The sequence below is a fragment of the Sphaerochaeta sp. UBA5849 genome, from assembly GCA_002432715.1.
GTDB lineage: Bacteria > Spirochaetota > Spirochaetia > Sphaerochaetales > Sphaerochaetaceae > Sphaerochaeta.
In genome coordinates this window covers 1-17,828 of sequence record DJGJ01000064.1, presented here as the reverse complement: position 1 = coordinate 17,828, position 17,828 = coordinate 1, and the positions used below count along the sequence as shown (strand labels likewise).

The 17,828-nt window shown below is 53.7% G+C and carries 16 protein-coding genes; all 16 read left to right on the top strand.

Annotated elements, in window-relative coordinates; translation table 11 throughout:
* Positions 1–63 precede the first annotated feature (63 nt).
* The 16 genes from groL (at position 64) to B3K89_RS10750 (ending at position 17,610) form a co-directional block, all read left to right on the top strand.
* The gene (gene groL, locus B3K89_RS10825; RefSeq protein ID WP_293892162.1) at positions 64–1,698 is read left to right on the top strand and encodes a chaperonin GroEL; all 1,635 of its coding nucleotides are present in this window, start codon (positions 64–66) and stop codon (positions 1,696–1,698) included.
* 240 nt (positions 1,699–1,938) lie between these two features.
* Positions 1,939–2,322: a preprotein translocase subunit YajC gene (gene yajC / locus B3K89_RS10820; RefSeq protein WP_293892159.1), complete on the top strand. Its 384-nt coding sequence runs from the start codon at positions 1,939–1,941 to the stop codon at positions 2,320–2,322.
* Between the two features lie 29 nt (positions 2,323–2,351).
* Positions 2,352–4,079: a protein translocase subunit SecD gene (secD, locus tag B3K89_RS10815; RefSeq protein ID WP_293892156.1), complete on the top strand. Its 1,728-nt coding sequence runs from the start codon at positions 2,352–2,354 to the stop codon at positions 4,077–4,079.
* Positions 4,080–5,276, top strand: coding sequence for a protein translocase subunit SecF (gene secF, locus B3K89_RS10810; protein WP_293892153.1), 1,197 nt, complete (start codon positions 4,080–4,082; stop codon positions 5,274–5,276).
* A 79-nt stretch (positions 5,277–5,355) separates the two neighbouring features.
* On the top strand, positions 5,356–6,213 hold the full coding sequence (gene ispH / locus B3K89_RS10805; protein WP_345907394.1) for a 4-hydroxy-3-methylbut-2-enyl diphosphate reductase: 858 nt from the start codon (positions 5,356–5,358) through the stop codon (positions 6,211–6,213).
* A 2-nt stretch (positions 6,214–6,215) separates the two neighbouring features.
* Positions 6,216–6,887 (top strand): redox-sensing transcriptional repressor Rex, encoded by a 672-nt coding sequence (locus B3K89_RS10800; protein ID WP_293909186.1) that lies wholly within the window; start codon positions 6,216–6,218, stop codon positions 6,885–6,887.
* A gap of 201 nt (positions 6,888–7,088) precedes the next feature.
* Positions 7,089–7,349, top strand: a complete 261-nt coding sequence (locus B3K89_RS10795) for a (2Fe-2S) ferredoxin domain-containing protein (RefSeq protein ID WP_345907393.1) — start codon at positions 7,089–7,091, stop codon at positions 7,347–7,349.
* Positions 7,346–9,157, top strand: a complete 1,812-nt coding sequence (locus B3K89_RS10790) for a [Fe-Fe] hydrogenase large subunit C-terminal domain-containing protein (RefSeq protein ID WP_293894331.1) — start codon at positions 7,346–7,348, stop codon at positions 9,155–9,157. Before B3K89_RS10795 ends, B3K89_RS10790 begins: the two co-directional genes overlap by 4 nt.
* The gene (locus B3K89_RS10785; RefSeq protein ID WP_293894329.1) at positions 9,154–10,347 is read left to right on the top strand and encodes a SpoIIE family protein phosphatase; all 1,194 of its coding nucleotides are present in this window, start codon (positions 9,154–9,156) and stop codon (positions 10,345–10,347) included. The genes B3K89_RS10790 and B3K89_RS10785 overlap by 4 nt, the downstream gene beginning before the upstream one ends.
* Before the next feature lie 13 nt (positions 10,348–10,360).
* Entirely contained in the window at positions 10,361–10,627 is a 267-nt protein-coding gene (locus B3K89_RS10780; RefSeq protein WP_293894327.1) for an NAD(P)H-dependent oxidoreductase subunit E, read from the top strand.
* Complete coding sequence (locus B3K89_RS10775) at positions 10,620–12,083, top strand: monomeric [FeFe] hydrogenase (protein ID WP_293894325.1); 1,464 nt, start codon at positions 10,620–10,622, stop codon at positions 12,081–12,083. The genes B3K89_RS10780 and B3K89_RS10775 overlap by 8 nt, the downstream gene beginning before the upstream one ends.
* A 15-nt stretch (positions 12,084–12,098) precedes the next feature.
* Positions 12,099–12,578, top strand: coding sequence for a GAF domain-containing protein (locus B3K89_RS10770; RefSeq protein ID WP_293894323.1), 480 nt, complete (start codon positions 12,099–12,101; stop codon positions 12,576–12,578).
* Positions 12,579–12,928: 350 nt separating this feature from the next.
* Positions 12,929–14,674 carry a threonine--tRNA ligase gene (gene thrS / locus B3K89_RS10765; protein WP_293894321.1) on the top strand — a complete coding sequence of 582 codons (1,746 nt, stop codon included), beginning with the start codon at positions 12,929–12,931 and terminating at the stop codon, positions 14,672–14,674.
* Between the two features lie 48 nt (positions 14,675–14,722).
* Positions 14,723–16,207 carry a carboxypeptidase M32 gene (locus B3K89_RS10760; protein WP_345907392.1) on the top strand — a complete coding sequence of 495 codons (1,485 nt, stop codon included), beginning with the start codon at positions 14,723–14,725 and terminating at the stop codon, positions 16,205–16,207.
* A gap of 12 nt (positions 16,208–16,219) precedes the next feature.
* Complete coding sequence (gene pgsA, locus B3K89_RS10755; protein WP_293894317.1) at positions 16,220–16,816, top strand: CDP-diacylglycerol--glycerol-3-phosphate 3-phosphatidyltransferase; 597 nt, start codon at positions 16,220–16,222, stop codon at positions 16,814–16,816.
* The gene (locus B3K89_RS10750) at positions 16,813–17,610 is read left to right on the top strand and encodes a haloacid dehalogenase (protein ID WP_293894315.1); all 798 of its coding nucleotides are present in this window, start codon (positions 16,813–16,815) and stop codon (positions 17,608–17,610) included. The genes pgsA and B3K89_RS10750 overlap by 4 nt, the downstream gene beginning before the upstream one ends.
* Positions 17,611–17,828: the final 218 nt, after the last annotated feature.

Genomic DNA, 17,828 nt, shown 5'->3' with positions numbered 1-17,828 from the left:
TAGCTCCGTTTGGTCTTACCACACGTAATCGCACAACATATTCTTTAAGTGAGGATATATAGTATGGCAAAACAATTGCAGTTCAACGAAGAGGCACGCAAGTCATTGGTGACCGGTGTCGAAAAGATCTCTCGTGCAGTCATGGCAACTCTTGGACCGAAGGGCCGTCTGGTCGTCCTGGACAAGAAGTTTGGTGCTCCGACCGTAACAAAGGACGGTGTATCAGTCGCCCGTGAGATTGAGCTCGAGAACCCGTTTGAGAACATGGGTGCCCAGCTTCTGAAGGAAGTGGCAACCAAGACCAACGATGTTGCAGGTGATGGAACCACCACCGCAACCGTGCTTGCTTGGTCCATCACCAAGGAGGGTATGAAGAGTGTGGCCGCCGGAGTGAATCCGATGGGTATCCGCCGTGGTATCGACAAGGCCGTCGCCGACGCTGTTGTCGAAATCAAGAAGCAGGCAAAGATGATCAAGGACAAGGAAGAAATCTCACAGGTTGCTTCGATCAGTGCCAACAACGACCGCACCATCGGCGAAGAGATTGCCAATGCAATGGAAAAGGTCGGTTTGGACGGTGTCATCACTGTTGAGGAGTCCAAGACCATCGAGACCACCACCGACTTTGTCGAAGGCATGCAGTTCGACCGCGGCTATCTGTCCGCATACTTCTGCAACAACCGCGACACCATGACCGCAGTCCTCGACGATCCCTTCATCCTGATTTATGACAAGAAGATTTCCAATATGAAGGAATTGCTTCCGATCCTGGAGAAAATCGCCCAGTCCAGCAAACCCCTGCTCATCATTGCAGAGGATGTGGACGGTGAGGCTCTCGCCACCTTGGTGGTCAACAGCGTTCGTGGAATTCTCAATGTCGTAGCCGTGAAGGCTCCCGGCTTCGGTGACCGCCGCAAAGCAATGCTCGAGGACATCGCCATCCTTACCGGTGGAGAGGTCATCAGCGAAGAGCTCGGTCTCAAGCTTGAGAATGCCGACCTTTCCCAGCTTGGTAGGGCCAAGACCGTCAAGGTGGAGAAAGAGAACACCACCATCATCAACGGAAACGGCAAGCAGAGCGATATCAAGGACCGCATTGCTCAAATCAAGGTGCAGATCGGCGATACCACCAGCGACTACGACCGCGAGAAGCTCCAGGAGAGACTGGCCAAGCTTGCAGGCGGCGTTGCCGTACTGAACGTCGGTGCCGCTACCGAAGTAGAGCTCAAGGAGAAGAAGCATCGTGTTGAGGATGCCCTCTCCGCCACTCGTGCAGCCATCGAGGAGGGTGTCATCCCCGGTGGTGGTGTTGCCCTGATTCAGGCTGCTGTAACGCTTGAGAAGACCGACCTGTCCAAGTATTCCGAGGACGAGAAGGTTGGTTACAAGATTGTCCGCCGCGCTCTTGAGGAGCCGATTCGCCAGATTGCAGAGAATGCAGGTCTCGACGGGTCCCTGATCGCCGACAAGTGCAAGCATGAGAAGCCCGGTGTCGGTTTCGATGCTGAAAACATGAAGTGGGTCAATATGTTCGAAAGCGGCATCATCGATCCGGTGAAGGTCACCCGCAGTGCACTGCAGAATGCAGCTTCCATTGCTTCCTTGATACTCACCACCGAGTGTGCCGTCACCGATATTCCTGCTCCTGCAGCCCCGGCAATGAACCCTGGTGCTGAGGGAATGGGCGGAATGATGTAAATTATCGCCTACAGAGGAGGGGCCGCAACAACTGCGGCCCCTTTTTTGGTGTAATGGTAAAACTTGACTACCATGTCGTGAACGTGCTACTTTTATCGATACTTGGAAAATTGGATGCGAAGGACTCTTCCACCTCTTTTCTGCATCCGATTTCTTGCAAAGTGAGGATTACCCATGCTTTCAATGCTTAGTGCTATGGCCGCCCCAGAGGCATCAGGTGCCGCGGGCTCAACTGGTTCAATGATGACTACCTTTGTCACTTTTGGTCTCATCATTGTCATCTTTTACTTCTTGATCATCCGACCGCAGAAGAAGCGGGACAGGGAGACCAAGGAGATGCTTGCCGCCATCAAGAAGGGAGACAAGGTTGTTTCCATCGGTGGCATCCACGGAACCGTAGTTGCTGTAAAAGAGACTACCATAGTGGTCAAGGTTGATGACAATACCCGTATTGAGTTCTCCAGGAATGCAATCAGCAGCATTGTTAACCGCAAAGCTGAGACGACTGAACCTTCAAGCAAGAAGAGAGCCAAGAAAGAGCAGGTGAGTGCTCCCGAGGCTGTAGAAGCAAAGCCTGAAGTGGTTGCAGTCGAAGCCGATGCTGAGAAAAAAGAGAACAACTAAATTCTGTTGAAGACAATCTGGAGAGTATCATGAAAAAACGGAGTCGTCTGGTGATCGTTCTGGCTGTCATCTTGTTGTGTGGATACTTCTTGTATCCCACCATCAAGTGGTATGGATTCGTACCGCAGGACACCAAGGAACTTGCAACAGGCTCAAATGTACAGATTAAGGAGTATGCCCGAGGGCAGGCTTCACGGGACCTGCGTTCCTTGAAGGATTTGGTGGCCCAGGATCCTGCGGCGGCTCTTCCCGCTCAGTATTCCTATCTCAAGGATAGTGCCAAGGCAAATTACAAAGCTATGAAGCGCCCGGTCCCCAAGACATGGACGTTGGAAGCTCTCTTTAGTGGATTCTACAATGAGCAGAATATGTTCGATACCATCGAGGCGTATTACCGCACAACCCTGCTTGACCTGAAGGCCCTAGGAAACAAGGCTTTACAGCTTGGTTTGGACCTGCGTGGTGGTATGAGTATCCTCCTGGAAGCTGATACGGCAAGTTACGAGGCGAAGAAGGGCAGCCCTGCCTCCTCTTCCGAGATTGCCGAAGCCATCCGACAGGATATCGAGATTCTCGAGAAGCGCATCGACCAGTTCGGCGTCAGCGAGCCGGTCATCAGGCTGCAGGGCAGCGATCAGATTTTGATCGAGATTCCCGGCGCTGCCGATCCCGAGCGGGTAAACTCGTTCCTTCGCGGCAAGGGCTCCCTGGTCTTCAAGATGGTTGACACCGCCTTGACCGCAGAGCTTGACGCGTACTACAAGGCCAATCCTTCTGAAGTCTATACCGATACCGGTGCTCTGAAGCAACCGGACTTCCTGCCTGCCGGCAAGATTGCCGCCGGCTATTATGTCAGTGATGCCTATGGCATTGACGAACTTGAAAGCTATGTGGTTATCGAAGAGGAAGTCGGCTTGGACGGCATCCACCTGGAGAGCGCCACCACGGGAACCGATGGCATCACCGGCCGCCCGGTTGTAAACTTCCAGCTTGACAGTCTTGGAGGGGATATTTTCTACAAGCTCACCTCCACCCATGTGGGCGACACCATGGCGGTTGTCATGGATGGAAAAGTCAAGGCAATGGCCACCATCAATGAGGGAATCCGCAATAGTGTCCAGATTTCCGGTTTCAATGCCGAGGAAGCCAGTGACCTGGCCATCGTGCTGCGAACCGCAGCGCTTCCCATCGAGTTGATCGTCTCCAGCCAGCAGGCTGTCGGTGCAACCTTGGGTGAGGATGCAGTCAATGCAGGTGTGAAGGCGATTGCAATCGGCCTTGCCTTGGTCATCATCCTGATGTTTGCCTACTACAATGTGTCCGGTCTGGTGGCTGACGTGGCCCTGCTGTTCAACCTCTTTATCATGATCAGCGTGCTTTCAGCTTTCAACTTCACCTTGACTTTGACCAGTGTGGCGGGTCTGATCCTTACCTTGGGTATGGCAGTCGACACAAACGTCATTATTTTTGAGCGTATCAAGGAAGAGCGACGATTGGGCAAGAGCGACGTTGCAGCCATCAAGGCAGGCTTTGACAAAGCTTTCTGGACGGTCATGGACGCCAACATCACTACGATCATCGCGGCCTTGGTGCTCTCGCAGCTCGGAAGCAGCTCGGTGAAAGGCTTTGCAAATACCTTGGCCATCGGTATTGTCAGCTCGTTGTTCACCGCCCTGTTTGTCTCGCATCTCATTTTTGATGCGGCGGTCGCTCACCGAGAGGGCAAGAAATTGCACATCAGCTGGAGGAAAAACTAAATGCTTAAGAACGATATTCCTGTCATCAAACTTCGCTGGTATGCATGGATTCTGGCTGTGGTCCTCCTGCTTGCCGGAGCCGTCTCCTTTGTTGTGTTCGGGGGTTTCAACCTCGGGGTTGACTTCGAGAGCGGCTTGAGCCAGCGCATCCAAATCGCTCCCGTCGGCCTCGAAGTGACATACAGCGGCAACAAGGATGCAGTCCTTTCAATTTCCGGATCCGCCTTGAGCCTTGAGGTTCGCGGTGAGGAAGGCGTCGCTACGACCAGCTTCCACTCCCAGGCCTACCCGACCGCCAAGGATCTTGCTGCAGCGCTGAATGCAGTGCCTGAAGTTAGTGCGGTTGCAGTTGATGGTTCGTTGAATACGGCGGACCTGCTCTCCGGATACGGTTTTCCTGCAACGTTGAGCAGTACTCCGACCAGGCTGAACTTCCAGGGCACCGGCACCACTTCCATCGAGGATGTCCGCTCGGCCATCACCTCTCTTGGAAATGCCAAGGTGCAGACCGTGGGTTCTGCCGAGAACCAGACGTTCCAGATCCGCTTGGGAATCAAGGACGGTGCAACCCAGGCTTCCATGGAAGAAGAGGTCAAGAATGCGCTTGCATCTTTCTTTGGACAAGGAAACGTTGTAGTCCTGCAGAGTGACTATATCGGGCCCAAGTTCAGTGCAAACCTGCTCTCCAGCTCGATTCTGGCCATTGTTGTCGCCATGGCTTTGATTCTGCTGTATGTCTGGATCAGATTCCGCTTTGCCTATGCAGTCTCCTCCTTGATCGCCCTGGTGCATGATATTCTGATGATGCTGACCGCCATCTCGATTTTGCGCCTTGAGTTTTCGAGCACGACGATAGCAGCTCTGCTGACCATCATCGGATACTCCCTGAACAACACCATCGTTATTTTCGACCGTGTCCGTGAAAATGTGACGTTGAACAAGAATGCTGCCCTGTCCAAGCTGATCGACCTGAGTGTGACTCAGTCGGTGAGCAGAACCATTATGAGTGCAGTCACCACCTTGGTGGCGATTCTTCCGCTTGCAATCTTTGCATCTGGCGATATTCAGCTCTTTGCCATCAACATGATGTTCGGAATTCTATTTGGTACCTTCTCCTCCAACTTCCTCGCTCCTTCCATGCTCTACTGGATCAGTAAGGCTCAGAAGAAACAAGGTGCGGTGGTTGCGGCCAAGTAACCGGAACAAAGAATTTCCCGTTCCAAAAGATACTGCCGTGGGGTTACCTTGCGGCAGTATTTTTGTCATACTGGATGCTATGAAACTAGTCATGTCACCTACCATGGGGTATTGCAAAGGGGTTTCACGGGCGCTTGATATGGCCTGGGGCGCCATCGAGGATGCCCGGAAGACCGGGCTTCCTGTGTACTCCTTGGGTAAATTGATCCATAACAAGCAAGTCTGCAACCATTTCGCCCAAGCAGGAATGATTGAGATAGCCGGGCCCGAAGGGCACGAGCGAGGAGTGGTGGTCCTGCGGGCCCACGGAGTGGGGGATAAGCTGCGTTCAGATTTTCTGGATGCCGGATATCAGATTGTGGATACCACCTGTCCGGTGGTCAAACGCAATCTCCTGCATATAGCCCACTATGCCGTCACCCATACGATCCTGGTTGTCGGGCACTACAAACACCCTGAGTCGACAGCCATGCAGGAGGTCTTGCTCGATGGAAAGCCCATCACCAGCAGGCTCATCACAACTCTTGAGGACGTAGGAGAGCCTGGGGAAGGCGTATCTTACGCTGTATTTGTACAGACCACTTTCGACCAGAACTTGTGGATGCAGATACAGGCTGCCTTGACATCCTGGCAGCAGAAAGGCATTGAGGTGGTGTTTGTAAATGATATCTGTCCCAGCTCGGTGAATCGCAGGACCGCCCTGAGCGAGCTTGCCGGGCAATGTGATGCTGTGCTGGTCATCGGAGGAAAGGACAGTGCGAATACCAAGGCGCTGTACTCGATGGTTCTTGAAATGGGCAGGAAGGCTTGGCATATAGAGGAAGCAGCAGAAATCACAAATGAAATGCGCCAGTGTGCTATACTGGGCATTACAGCGGGGGCATCCACACCGTCCTCTCTCGTAGAGAGTATCGTCGATGCACTGCAACAGGAGTAATGATGGCAACAGACAACCGTGGAATTCCCATCCCCACCATCAAGCGTTTTCCTTCCTATCTCCGCCTTCTCAAGGGCTATCGCGACGAGGGGATGGAAATGGTATCGGCTACCATGCTCGCCGATGAGCTCGGCCTGAAACCGATTCAAGTCCGCAAGGATATTTCATGCACCGGAATTGAAGGCAAACCAAAGGTGGGCTTTACCGTAGTCAAACTCATCGATGCAATCGTGCACACCCTTGGTTGGGACAATGCGACCGATGCAGTGCTCATCGGAGCAGGCCATCTCGGATCGGCGCTTGCCCGCTACGAGGGTTTTGAGAGCTATGGACTGAAGATTGTGGCTGCCTTTGACATCGACCAGCAGAAGTGGGGTGCGAAACTGGGCGATGTTCCTGTGTATCCGCTTTCTCATCTGCAGCAGTACCTCGAGGAAAACCATGTGAACATCGGGGTCATCGCCGTCCCTGCAGTGCAAGCCCAAGAAGTTGCTGAAAAACTGGTGGCATGCGGAATTCTTGCCATTTGGAACTTTGCTCCGAAGGATTTGAAGCTTCCGCCTCGGGTGGTGGTGCAGCGTACCGACCTGGCAACCAGTTTTGCCGTGCTTTCTGCCAAGGTCAAGCGGAAAATGGCCAAGGAAGACCTGCTCGAAGAGGATGACGAGTGGTAAATTAACTGATTGCAATACGGGGTATCGTTACGGTACCCCTTTTAAATATTCCTAGAAGAATATTAAAATGAATTAAACGGGATTAATATACCATATAAATACTGGAAACTCAGAATAAAGTTCCATTTTCTCAAGAATTATTGACTTGCAGGGGTGTTCGCAGTACGATTGAGCCCAACAACAGGTTGTGAGGTCGTAGTGATGGATAAATTGGTTGTAGAACTTTGTCTGGGAAGCTCCTGCTTTGCTCGAGGAAATTCTCAAACCCTGCAGGCCTTGGAAGCATATCTCAAGGAAGAGGGCTTGTCCGATCAGGTTGAATTGGCCGGTCACCTGTGCCTCGGCAACTGTTCAAAAGGTCCGAACCTGAGGATCGACAATGAAACCTACAGCGGCCTCGATACTGCAAGCGTCCTTGAACTGGTCAAAAGAGAGCTGTACAACAGGGAATGGAAGGCATGATCCACCCCATCTATACCGAGTTGACCGAGTGCCGGGATTGTTATAAATGTGTGCGCGGCTGCCCGGTCAAGGCGATTCAGGTCAAGGATGGCTCGGCGGTGGTGGTGAAGGACCGCTGCATCTACTGCGGCCATTGCGTCGATATCTGCCCCTCCCATGCTAAAAAAATCCGCAATGATCTTGCCCGCGTCAGACAGTTTCTGACCAGCGGGAGAAAAATCTACTGCAGCCTTGCTCCATCGGCCGCCAGTGAATTCCCCGAGGGTGTGGATGCCTTGGTATTGGCTTTGCATCGTCTGGGATTCAGTGCGGTAAGTGAAACGGCAATCGGTGCGGCATTGGTCAATGAGTCGATTGAAGTGCATGCACAAAGCAATGGAGGCACATGCTCCTGGATATCCACTGCGTGTCCCACCGTGGTGCAGACAGTGTTGAAGTATTATCCTTCCTTGATTCCTTCCTTGGCCAAGGTGCCTTCGCCGCTTCAGTGCCATAGCGCATACCTGAGAAAGCTCTATGGGCAGGAGATCGGTGTTGTTTTCATCGGCCCTTGCATTGCAAAGAAGGTGGAATCTGATGAGACGCCCGGATACCCTGATTTCGCCCTGACTTTCGAGGAACTGCGCACTTGGCTGAAATTGGAGAACCTCGATTTGGCTCTGCTTGCAGAGCAGGTGGCTGCCGATCCCTGCCTGGTTCCCCCGTTTGTTCCCTGCAGGGCAGGTTCCTCCACCCTCTATCCTGTCGAAGGCGGCATGATCGCTTCCCTTGCATGGGGGAGCGACCCGTTTCAAACGAAGGCAGTCGCCATCAGCGGTTCAAACCAGGTGGTCGGGACGCTTGCAGGAATGGAGAAGGGACAGGTCAACCCCGACTTTCTGGAACTGCTCTTTTGCGAGGGCGGCTGCATCAATGGGCCCGGTTGTGAAAAGGGGCGCTCCTCTGCGGCAAAGAAAGGCATCTCTTCGCGGTATACCCGTAGTCGCATTACCGATGAAGGGCCGCTGTTCGCTGGTGACCGGGACTTTGTTGCCACCTTGCTCGAGAAAGGATATGCCTTGATTGAAAAGTCCGGGGACAACAGTCAAGACCTGCCGGTTTCGAGCTTTGTTTCACTACACGATGAAACCGAAATTGAGAAGGCCTTGAAGGTTCTCGGCAAGCGGGACAAGGCCGAGGAGTTGAACTGCGGGGGTTGCGGCTACAACAGCTGCCGCGAAATGGCCATTGCGTATCTTGATGGAATGGCTGAACCCGAGATGTGCGTGACCAAAATGCGCAAGGAGGCCCAGAGCAAGATCGATGTGCTTCTCAGGACCATTCCAATCGGGGTGGTCATCGTCGATGACCAGCTGAAAATCGTCGACTGCAACAATAGCTTTCTCAAGCTTTTCGGTGACCTGGATTTCTCCATCGATGGTGACTTGCTGGGTTTGGTAGGCGGTTTGCCGCTTGAACGGTTTGTCCCGTTCCATGAGAAATTCCAGAACCAGTTTTCCAATCCCCGGGCCCAGCAGTACCGCCTGCACTATCAGGACAAGTTTCTGAAAGTCACCCTCTTCTCGGTGGAGAAACAACATCTGGTGGGAGCGTTGTTCGAAGATGTCACCACCCCCACTGTCAGGAGGGAGACGGTGATCAAGAAAGCCGAGGATGTCATCCAGAAGAGCTTGGAGACAGTGCAGCAGATCGCCAGCCTGCTTGGGGAGAATGCCGCCGAGACCGAGATCATGCTCAACAGCCTCATAGACGCATTCAAGGTTCCCCCAAGCAGCCAGAGCGATGGTTTCACCAAGGTGGAGTCATGAACGATCTCTTCATCGATGTCGACTATGCCCAAATCTACAAGGATGGGCAAAAGATCGGGGGAGATGTGTTCCTGCTCTCCCGGAACCCTGAGAACAACCAGATTGTATGTACCCTCAGCGATGGCTTGGGAAGCGGGGTCAAGGCAAACGTATTGGCCAGCCTGACGGCTCGCATGGCACACAAGTTGAGTTTCAGCCCGATGGATCTGACCCATTCGGCGCGCATCATCATGAATACGCTTCCGGTTTGCAAGGAACGAAAGATCAGTTATGCCACTTTTACCATCGCGGATTTGAGGGTGCTCCCAAGCGACCAGGTCGCCATGAACCTGGTGGAGTACGACAATCCCGGCGCCTTGGTGTTCCAAGGAAGCAGAAGCTTGCAATGGGATGTCGAGCATATCGACCTGCAGCGTGACGGCGCATTCAAGAAAGAGGTGTTGGGGCACTCCATGCTCACGTTGCCCATCGGCAGCCGCCTTGTGATTTTCAGTGACGGGGTCACCCAGGCGGGGATGGGAAAATCCCTTCCCTTGGGGTGGCGTCTTGATGGGGTCAGGGAGTTCACCCGCACCCAGATCGAGGCCAATCCCGACATCTCCAGCCATGATCTCGCCCAGGCCATTGTCTGTCGGGCACACAGCCTGGATCGTCTCAGTGCGAAGGATGACATCACCTGCATGGTGGTGTATGTCCGCAGGCCCAGGCGTACCCTGGTGGTGACCGGACCCCCGTTCATCAAGGAGCATGATGGGCAGCTGGTCCAAAAGATCAAGGATTTTGAAGGGAGAAAGATTGTCAGCGGCGGGACAACTGCACAAATTGTATCACGTCTCATGCAAAAGCCTTTGAAGGTGGATATGAGCTGCTGGTCGGCCCAAGTTCCCCCGTGCTCGATGATGGAAGGCATTGACCTGGTGACCGAGGGGATGCTTACCCTCAGCAAGGTGGCCACCGCCCTGGAGCAAAAGAAACCGGTCCGCTCAATGACCAACGATGCAGTGAAGAAGTTCATCCAGGTCATGCAGGAGAGCGATCAGGTGCACTTCATTGTGGGAACGAAAATCAATGAGGCCCACCAGGATCCAAGCATACCGGTGGAGATAGGGATTCGGAGAAACCTGATCGGCAGGCTTCGAAGGGCATTGGAAGACGTCTATTTGAAAGAGACCTCACAGGAATATATTTGAACAGGAGAGCAATATGGGTAAGAAAGAGAAAGTGCATGTACAGATTTGTGTTGGGACCGCCTGTTTTGTGCAGGGGGGTGCCGACCTGCTCCTTTATAATGAATTTCTGGACCCTGCGGTACTTGGCGGTTGCGAGATCGAGGGAGTCAGCTGCATCGGCGGCTGCAAGGAGGCACAGTCCAAGGACCGTCCCCCCTATGTTCGCATCGGTGAGAAGGTCTATGGCAATGTAAATCAGGAGATGCTGTGCAAACTCCTTACGGAGGCAACCCGTGCTTGAACTCAACAACCAATATACGCTGATGAAGCGTCAGGTCCATGCAGAAGTGCTCAAGGAGTTCTTTGCGGGAACGCTGAAGGAGAATGTCGACAAGCTTCCCATCAGGATCATTCCCAAGCAGAGGGTTCCCAACAGATGCTGCATCTACAAGGAGCGGGCGATGGTCCGCTACCGGATCATGGCACTTTTGGGCATCAATATCGAATCCGATGACGATGAGCTGAAGAGCCTCGCCGAGTATGTAGAGGAGGTGATGGAGACAGACAAGAGCGCCGCACCGATTCTGACGACCATCAGTACCGCCTGTTCTTCCTGCCCTCCTGACCGCTACCTGATCAGCGATGCCTGCAGAGGCTGTTTTGCCAGGCCTTGTCTGGCAAACTGCCCCAAGGATTGCATCACCTTTTCCGGCGGGCAGGCCCATATTGATGAGAGCCGCTGCATCCGCTGCGGCAAGTGCAAGGAAGTATGCCCCTTCCATGCAGTTGTCCATATCCCGGTTCCCTGCGAGGAAGCCTGTCCGGTCAATGCGGTGAAGAAAAACGAAGAGGGATATGTGGAGATTGATTACAAGAAGTGCATCAGTTGTGGACGCTGTGCGATGAGCTGCCCGTTCGGGGCCATAGTCGAGCGTTCATCCCTCATGCCGGTAGTCAAGATGCTCGGCAAAGAAGAGCATGTAACCGCCCTGATCGCCCCGGCCATAGAAGGTCAGTTTCCCGGTACGCTTTCCCAGATAAAGGCAGCCTTGCTTGCAGCCGGGTTCTCCTCTGTGCTGGAGGTCAGCGAGGGGGCTGAGACGACAAGCCTGCATGAAGCCGAGGAGCTGGCCGAGCGTAAAGCGAGGGGTGAAGGATATATGACCACCAGCTGCTGTCCTGCCTACATGGAGCTTGTCGACAAGCATCTGCCGTTCCTCGGTGAACGCCGCTCCTCGGCTCTCTCTCCCATGGGGTATGCGGCGCTGAAGGCAAAAGAGCTCAATCCTGCCACTAAGAACGTCTTCATAGGTCCTTGCCTTGCAAAGAAGGTGGAGGCACTCAGGTTGAAGACGGTCGATGCTGTCATCACCTTCAGCGAGCTTGCCTCCCTGTTCATCGCCAAAGGCATCGACGTACGGGAATTGGAGGGCTCCGATCTTGGTGATACCTCCTCATTCGAGGACTGCCGGCAGTTTGCACTCTCTGGTGGGGTTGCCTCCTGCGTGCTGAGCCGCTTTGCCCCGAGCCATGAAGTGCAGGTGCTCCCGGTCAACGGGGTAGACAAGAAGATGTTCAGAACGATGAAAATCTGGGAGAAACGACCTGCCGAGGCCGACTTGGTCGAGGTGATGTGCTGCGAGGGTGGTTGCATCAACGGCCCGGGTGTGGTAGTAAAACCCTCAGTGGCGATGAAGCTGCGTGGAGGGAACAAGGCCGCCGCGCCGGTGAAAGCCATGCGGTCGGTAATCCAGTGATGAGGAGCGTGGTATATGGTATTGCACAAGGATGGCGGGATTCTTGATCAGCTTGCTGCTTTGATCGGTGATTGGGATGGAACTCTGCAAAGGCGCTACTGCCATCTCTCCAATGCCTCGGCTTTGCTCTCTGAATGTTTGGAAGACATCAATTGGGTGGGGTTCTACCTTGTCGATGATTCAGGTCAGAAATTGGTGCTTGGCCCATTCCAAGGGAAGGTCGCATGCACCGACATTCCTTTTTCCAGAGGAGTGTGCGGACTGTGCGCCCGAACCGCCAAGAGTGTTCGAGTCGACGATGTGCATGCATTTGCCGACCATATTGCCTGCGACAGTGCGAGCAGAAGCGAACTGGTTGTGCCTCTGCTCGATGCCAAGGGCAGGGTGGTGGGAGTGCTCGATGTCGACAGCCCCAAGCTTGGTCGATTCACCTCGATGGACCAAGAGTTCCTAGAGGGCGCTGCCGCCGTTATTTCCCGCCTGTTGTACTCTTGACAATTTTTTGCAATGTAAGCATTCTATCTGACAAGGCGATGAGAAAGACGAGTAGTCGACAACGGGGCCACAGGGAGAATTCCCTTGATTGAGAGGAATTTGGCAGGCGCTCGATGAAAACCCCTTTTGAGCTGCATACCGAACGGGAAACCTGGTAGATTATGCCGCACACCTGGCGATACAGGTAAATTGAGCGTCCTTTTCGGTGGCGAAGCATCGAAAAGGGAAGCAAGGTGGAACCGCGGAACATGAGAGCCCTCATGTCTTCGTCCTTGCCGGATGCGGATGATGCCGTACCGGAGAGGGAAGGCATGAAGGCTTTTTTGTTGGTATATACAAGGAGATATGGTATGGCAAAGGAAGATGCAGGAGAGAAACTCTCCAAAATTAGACACTCAATGGCGCATGTCATGGCAGAGGCGGTGCTGCAAATGTTTCCCACAGCACAGATAACGATCGGCCCTGCGATCGACAACGGCTTTTATTATGATTTTGACCTGCCCAGACAGTTGGTCAATGAGGACCTCGAGGAGATTACCACACGGATGAAGGCGATCATCGCCGAGGGCAAGCCGTTTGTCCGTAGGGTGGTGAGCCGCGCCGAGGCCCAGAAGCAGTTCGCCGACCAGACCTATAAACTTGAACTGCTGGAGGCCATTCCCGAGGATGAGGAGGTGTCGTTGTACAGCCAGGGTGGCTTCACCGACCTGTGCCGCGGTCCTCATGTGGAGTCGACCAAGGAGTTGAAGGCTGATGCCTTCAAGCTGATGAGCATCGCCGGTGCCTATTGGCGCGGCAAGGAGACCAACCCGATGCTGACCCGCATCTACGGTACTGCATGGGAGAATGCGAAGGACCTTCGATTGTACCTGCAGCACCTTGAGGATGTTGAGAAGCGCGACCATCGAAAGCTCGGCAAGGAGCTCGACCTGTTCAGCCTGCATGAAGAAGCCGGTCCGGGTTTGGTGTATTGGCATCCGATGGGAGCGCGCATCCGTCAGGCGATTGAGAACTTCTGGCGCAGCGAGCATTATGCCAACGGCTATGAGATGGTCTACACCCCCCATCTCGGCCGATCATGGCTTTGGGAGACCAGCGGTCACCTGGGTTTCTACAAGGAAGGCATGTATCCTCCGATGGAGATGGACAAGAGCGACTACTATGTGAAGCCGATGAACTGTCCGTTCCATATCATGATTTACAAGAACAGCAAGCGTTCCTATCGGGACCTGCCGTTCCGCTGGGCTGAGCTGGGTACCGTATATCGGTATGAGAAGGCCGGAGCCATGCATGGTCTGATGAGGGTGCGTGGATTCACTCAGGATGACGCCCACCTCTTTGTCACCCCCGACCAGATGAATGATGAGATTCTGGAGGTTTTGCGGTTCTCATTGCATATGCTCCAGGCATTCGGATTCACCGAGATCAATGCATACCTTTCCACCAAGCCGGAGAAATCGGTAGGTGACCCGGCTCGTTGGGCTGATGCAACCGAGGCACTGCGCAAGGCTATTGTGGCTGAAGGGTTGTCGTATGAGATCGATGAGGGCGGTGGAGCCTTCTACGGACCGAAAATCGACCTCAAGATCAAGGATGCCATCGGTCGTGAATGGCAGCTCTCCACGGTTCAGTTTGACTTCAACGAGCCTGAGCGCTTCGATATGACCTTCGTGGACAAGGACGGCGTGGAGAAACGCCCGTACATGATCCATCGGGCCCTTCTTGGTTCCATCGAGCGGTTCTTCGGTGTTCTGATCGAGCACTATGCAGGAGCGTTCCCGCCGTGGTTGTCGCCTGAGCAGATCAAGGTGATTCCGGTTGGTGAGACCTTCTTCGATTACGCAAAGGAGCTGGAGGGAAGGCTGCGCAAGGAAGGCTTCCGGGTTAGTGCCGACCTTGGTGACGACCGCATGAACGCCAAGATCCGCAACGCCCAGCAGCAGAAGATTCCCTATATGGTGATCATCGGCGAACGGGAGGCTCAGAACGACCAGGTATCGGTACGGCTGAGAACCGGCAAGCAGGAGAACGGGCTTTCCACCCAGGCGTTCATCGATATGGTGAAGCAGAAGGTAGAGAGCAAGCAGCAGCTGTAAATACCAAGAGAGCCGGAGCGATCCGGCTCTCTATCGGTGGAGGGATGTATGAATCAACAACAAGCCTTTGCACGCCTTGAGGAGCTTGACCGTCATCTGGTGATGCTTGAGCATATCGGCGCAGCCTTGCAATGGGACCAGGAGATGGTTCTCCGTGATAAGGCGGTACAGGAGCGCTCCATCCAGCTCGGCTGGCTTGCCGAGCAGTCCCATGCTGTTGCAAGCGGGGATGAGATGGGGCGGTTGCTCGATGTCTTGGATGAAAAAACGTGTGAATCGGATTTCGAGCGGGCCTTGATCAGGGTGCGTAGAAGAGAGTACGAAAGAAAGCGCCGAATGCCCAAGGATTTGGTGAGGGCCATCACCGAACAGGCAGCAAAAGCCCATCAGAGCTGGGTTTCGGCCCGAAAAGCCGACGACTTCGCCCTTTTTTCAAAAGACCTGTCGGTCATGGTGGATTTGGTGAAGGAGAAGGCCTCCTGCCTTTCTGACGGCCAAGCAACCTTGTATGATGCTCTGCTCTCTGAGTTCGAGGAAGGCATGAACACCCAGGAGGTGACTTCCCTCTTTGATTCGATCAAGGGCCCGCTGTCGGATATGGTGCAGACCTATGCTGACAAGGATGTGGATGACTCTTTTTTACACCAAGCGTATGCAATCGAGGGCCAGCAGGCGTTTGCCAACCAGGTGCTGACCGATATGGGATTCGATTTCACCCGCGGCAGCTCTGCCGTCTCGGTTCATCCGTTCACAACGACCATTGCAAGCGACGACATCCGCATCACCACCCGCTATACCGATCCCAGTGTCATGGATAGTTTTTCCTCCTCGATTCACGAAGGCGGGCATGCACTCTATGAGATGGGAGCTTCAAATACAATCTTGAGAGGTACGAGCCTGGCCGGTGGGGCTTCCCACGGGATGCACGAATCGCAGAGTCGGCTTTGGGAGAACATGGTCTCAAAAAGTCCTGAGTTCTGGGAGCGCTACTATCCACAGTTTCAAAAAATCTTCCCCTCCCAGACTGCCGGTGTAGGTCTCGACCGATTTGTCAGGGCAGTCAACAAGGTTGGGCGGACCTGCATCCGCGTCAATGCCGATGAGATGAGCTACAGCCTGCACATCTTTCTTCGGTTCGGTCTTGAGCAGGCCCTGCTTGCCGGAAGCCTTTGTGTAGCGGACCTTCCCCAGGCATGGAATGAGGAGTTTTCCCGCCTCTTCGGGTTCAAGCCGGCAACTGACAGGGAGGGTGTCTTGCAGGATGTGCATTGGAGCAGCGGTGACTTCGGGTACTTTCCCACCTACGCTCTGGGTAATCTCTATGGAGCCCAAATTTGGGCTCATATGCAGAGCCAGCTCGGCCTGCAACCCGGCGATGTGGAAGGTATCAGCTCGTATCTGAGAAAGGCCGTTTATGAGAAGGGTGCCTTGAAAACAGGACGGGAGACAGCCCTGGCGGTAACAGGAAAAGCTCTTGACGCAACGGTGTTCACAAGCTACCTTGAAAACAAGTTCAGCCGGCTGTTCGGCTAATCAGAGGTATTCATGAATATTCCGAATAAGCTTACTGTATCCCGGCTGATCATGGCTCCCATGTTCTTCATCGCTTTCCATTTGGGCGTTTGGTTCGGAGAGGACTTTCAAAGCCTTTCTTCCATCCTGACTCTTCTTTTATGGGCGCTCACAGAGTTGACCGACTTGCTGGACGGCCAGATTGCCAGACGCAGGAATTTGGTTACCGATTTAGGCAAGGTGATGGATCCGTTTGCCGATACCTTCTCCCGACTGACATACTTTGTGTGCCTGTCGGGGGCCGGTGTCATGCCTCTTTGGACCTTCATCCTTATTATGTGGAGAGAGTTCTCCATCCTGTTCGTGCGCATGCTGATGATGGGAAAGGGCAAGCCGGTGGCGGCAAACATCTGGGGGAAGAGCAAGGCTGTGCTGTATGCCATCAGCGGGGCGTTGGGCATTCTCTATATCGCCTTGGACAACTGGCTCTCCGATGCTCCTTTCATGGAAGGGGCCCGCATCGGCCTGTATGTGGTTTTCGTATTGGCGGCCTTATCTTCAGTCATGTCCTTCTTGACGTACATCAAGGCGATCATCCGTGATGGCAGCCTTTCGACAATGACCCGATGACTATGCTGGGTGTGCAGAATCTCAGCAAGGACGAGGCCTCACAGGTCTCGTTTTTGCTCACTGATGTTGATGATACGATTACAACCGAAGGAAAGCTCAGGCCGGTTGCTCTTGCGGCCTTGTATGCCCTGCAGGAAGCAGGCATTCGAACCATTTGTGTGACCGGGGGGTCTGCTGGATGGGGCGACACCTATCTCAGACAGTGGCCGGTTGAGGCCGTGCTCAGCGAAAGCGGAGCAGTGTGCCTGTATCGCAAAGATGGTGCCATCCGCAAGTATGTACACCCCTCCATCGTACAAGAGGGGTATGAACAGCGAAAAAGCGCCTTGATTCAGAAGGTGCTCTCCCAGGTCCCCGGTTCCAAGCTTTCCAGCGACCAGTTTGCCAGAATCTATGATGTTGCGTTCGACCACGGCAGCGAGCCGCCGTATTTGGATGCCCGGCAGATTGCAAAGGTGGTCGAGGTGTGCAGAAGCATGGGAGCTGGGACTGCAGTCAGCTCGATTCATGTGAATGCTTGGTTTGGTTCCTTTGACAAGTATCAGGGGACAAAAGCCTTTTTTGCCGATGTCCTTGGTCTTGATGAAGCAACGATGATTCAGAAAAGCTGCTATTGCGGGGATGCCCCCAACGACCAGGTGATGTTTTCTCATTTTCCCTTGAGTTTTGGTGTCGGCAACATAAAAAAGCACGTCCAATCGATGCAAGTGCTTCCTCGCTATGCCTCTGAGAGCGAGGGTGGTGCAGGATTTTCTGAGATTGTGTACGAGCTTCTGAAAAAACGGGCGAATTAAATGCAGAAATAGTTGCAAGGGATGCTTGACACTAGAAGGCGTCTTTTGTTATGTTATCGGAGCACGCTGAGCGACGCCAAGTCGACGGCGGTTGTTTTTTGACAGACATATGAGAGAAGAGAAGAGAAGATACAAGACACGAGATGATTGCCAATTGGCTGTTGATCGAGTGTGTGGAAGCTGTAAGGGCTTCCCAGTCAATTACCTAAGAAATGATG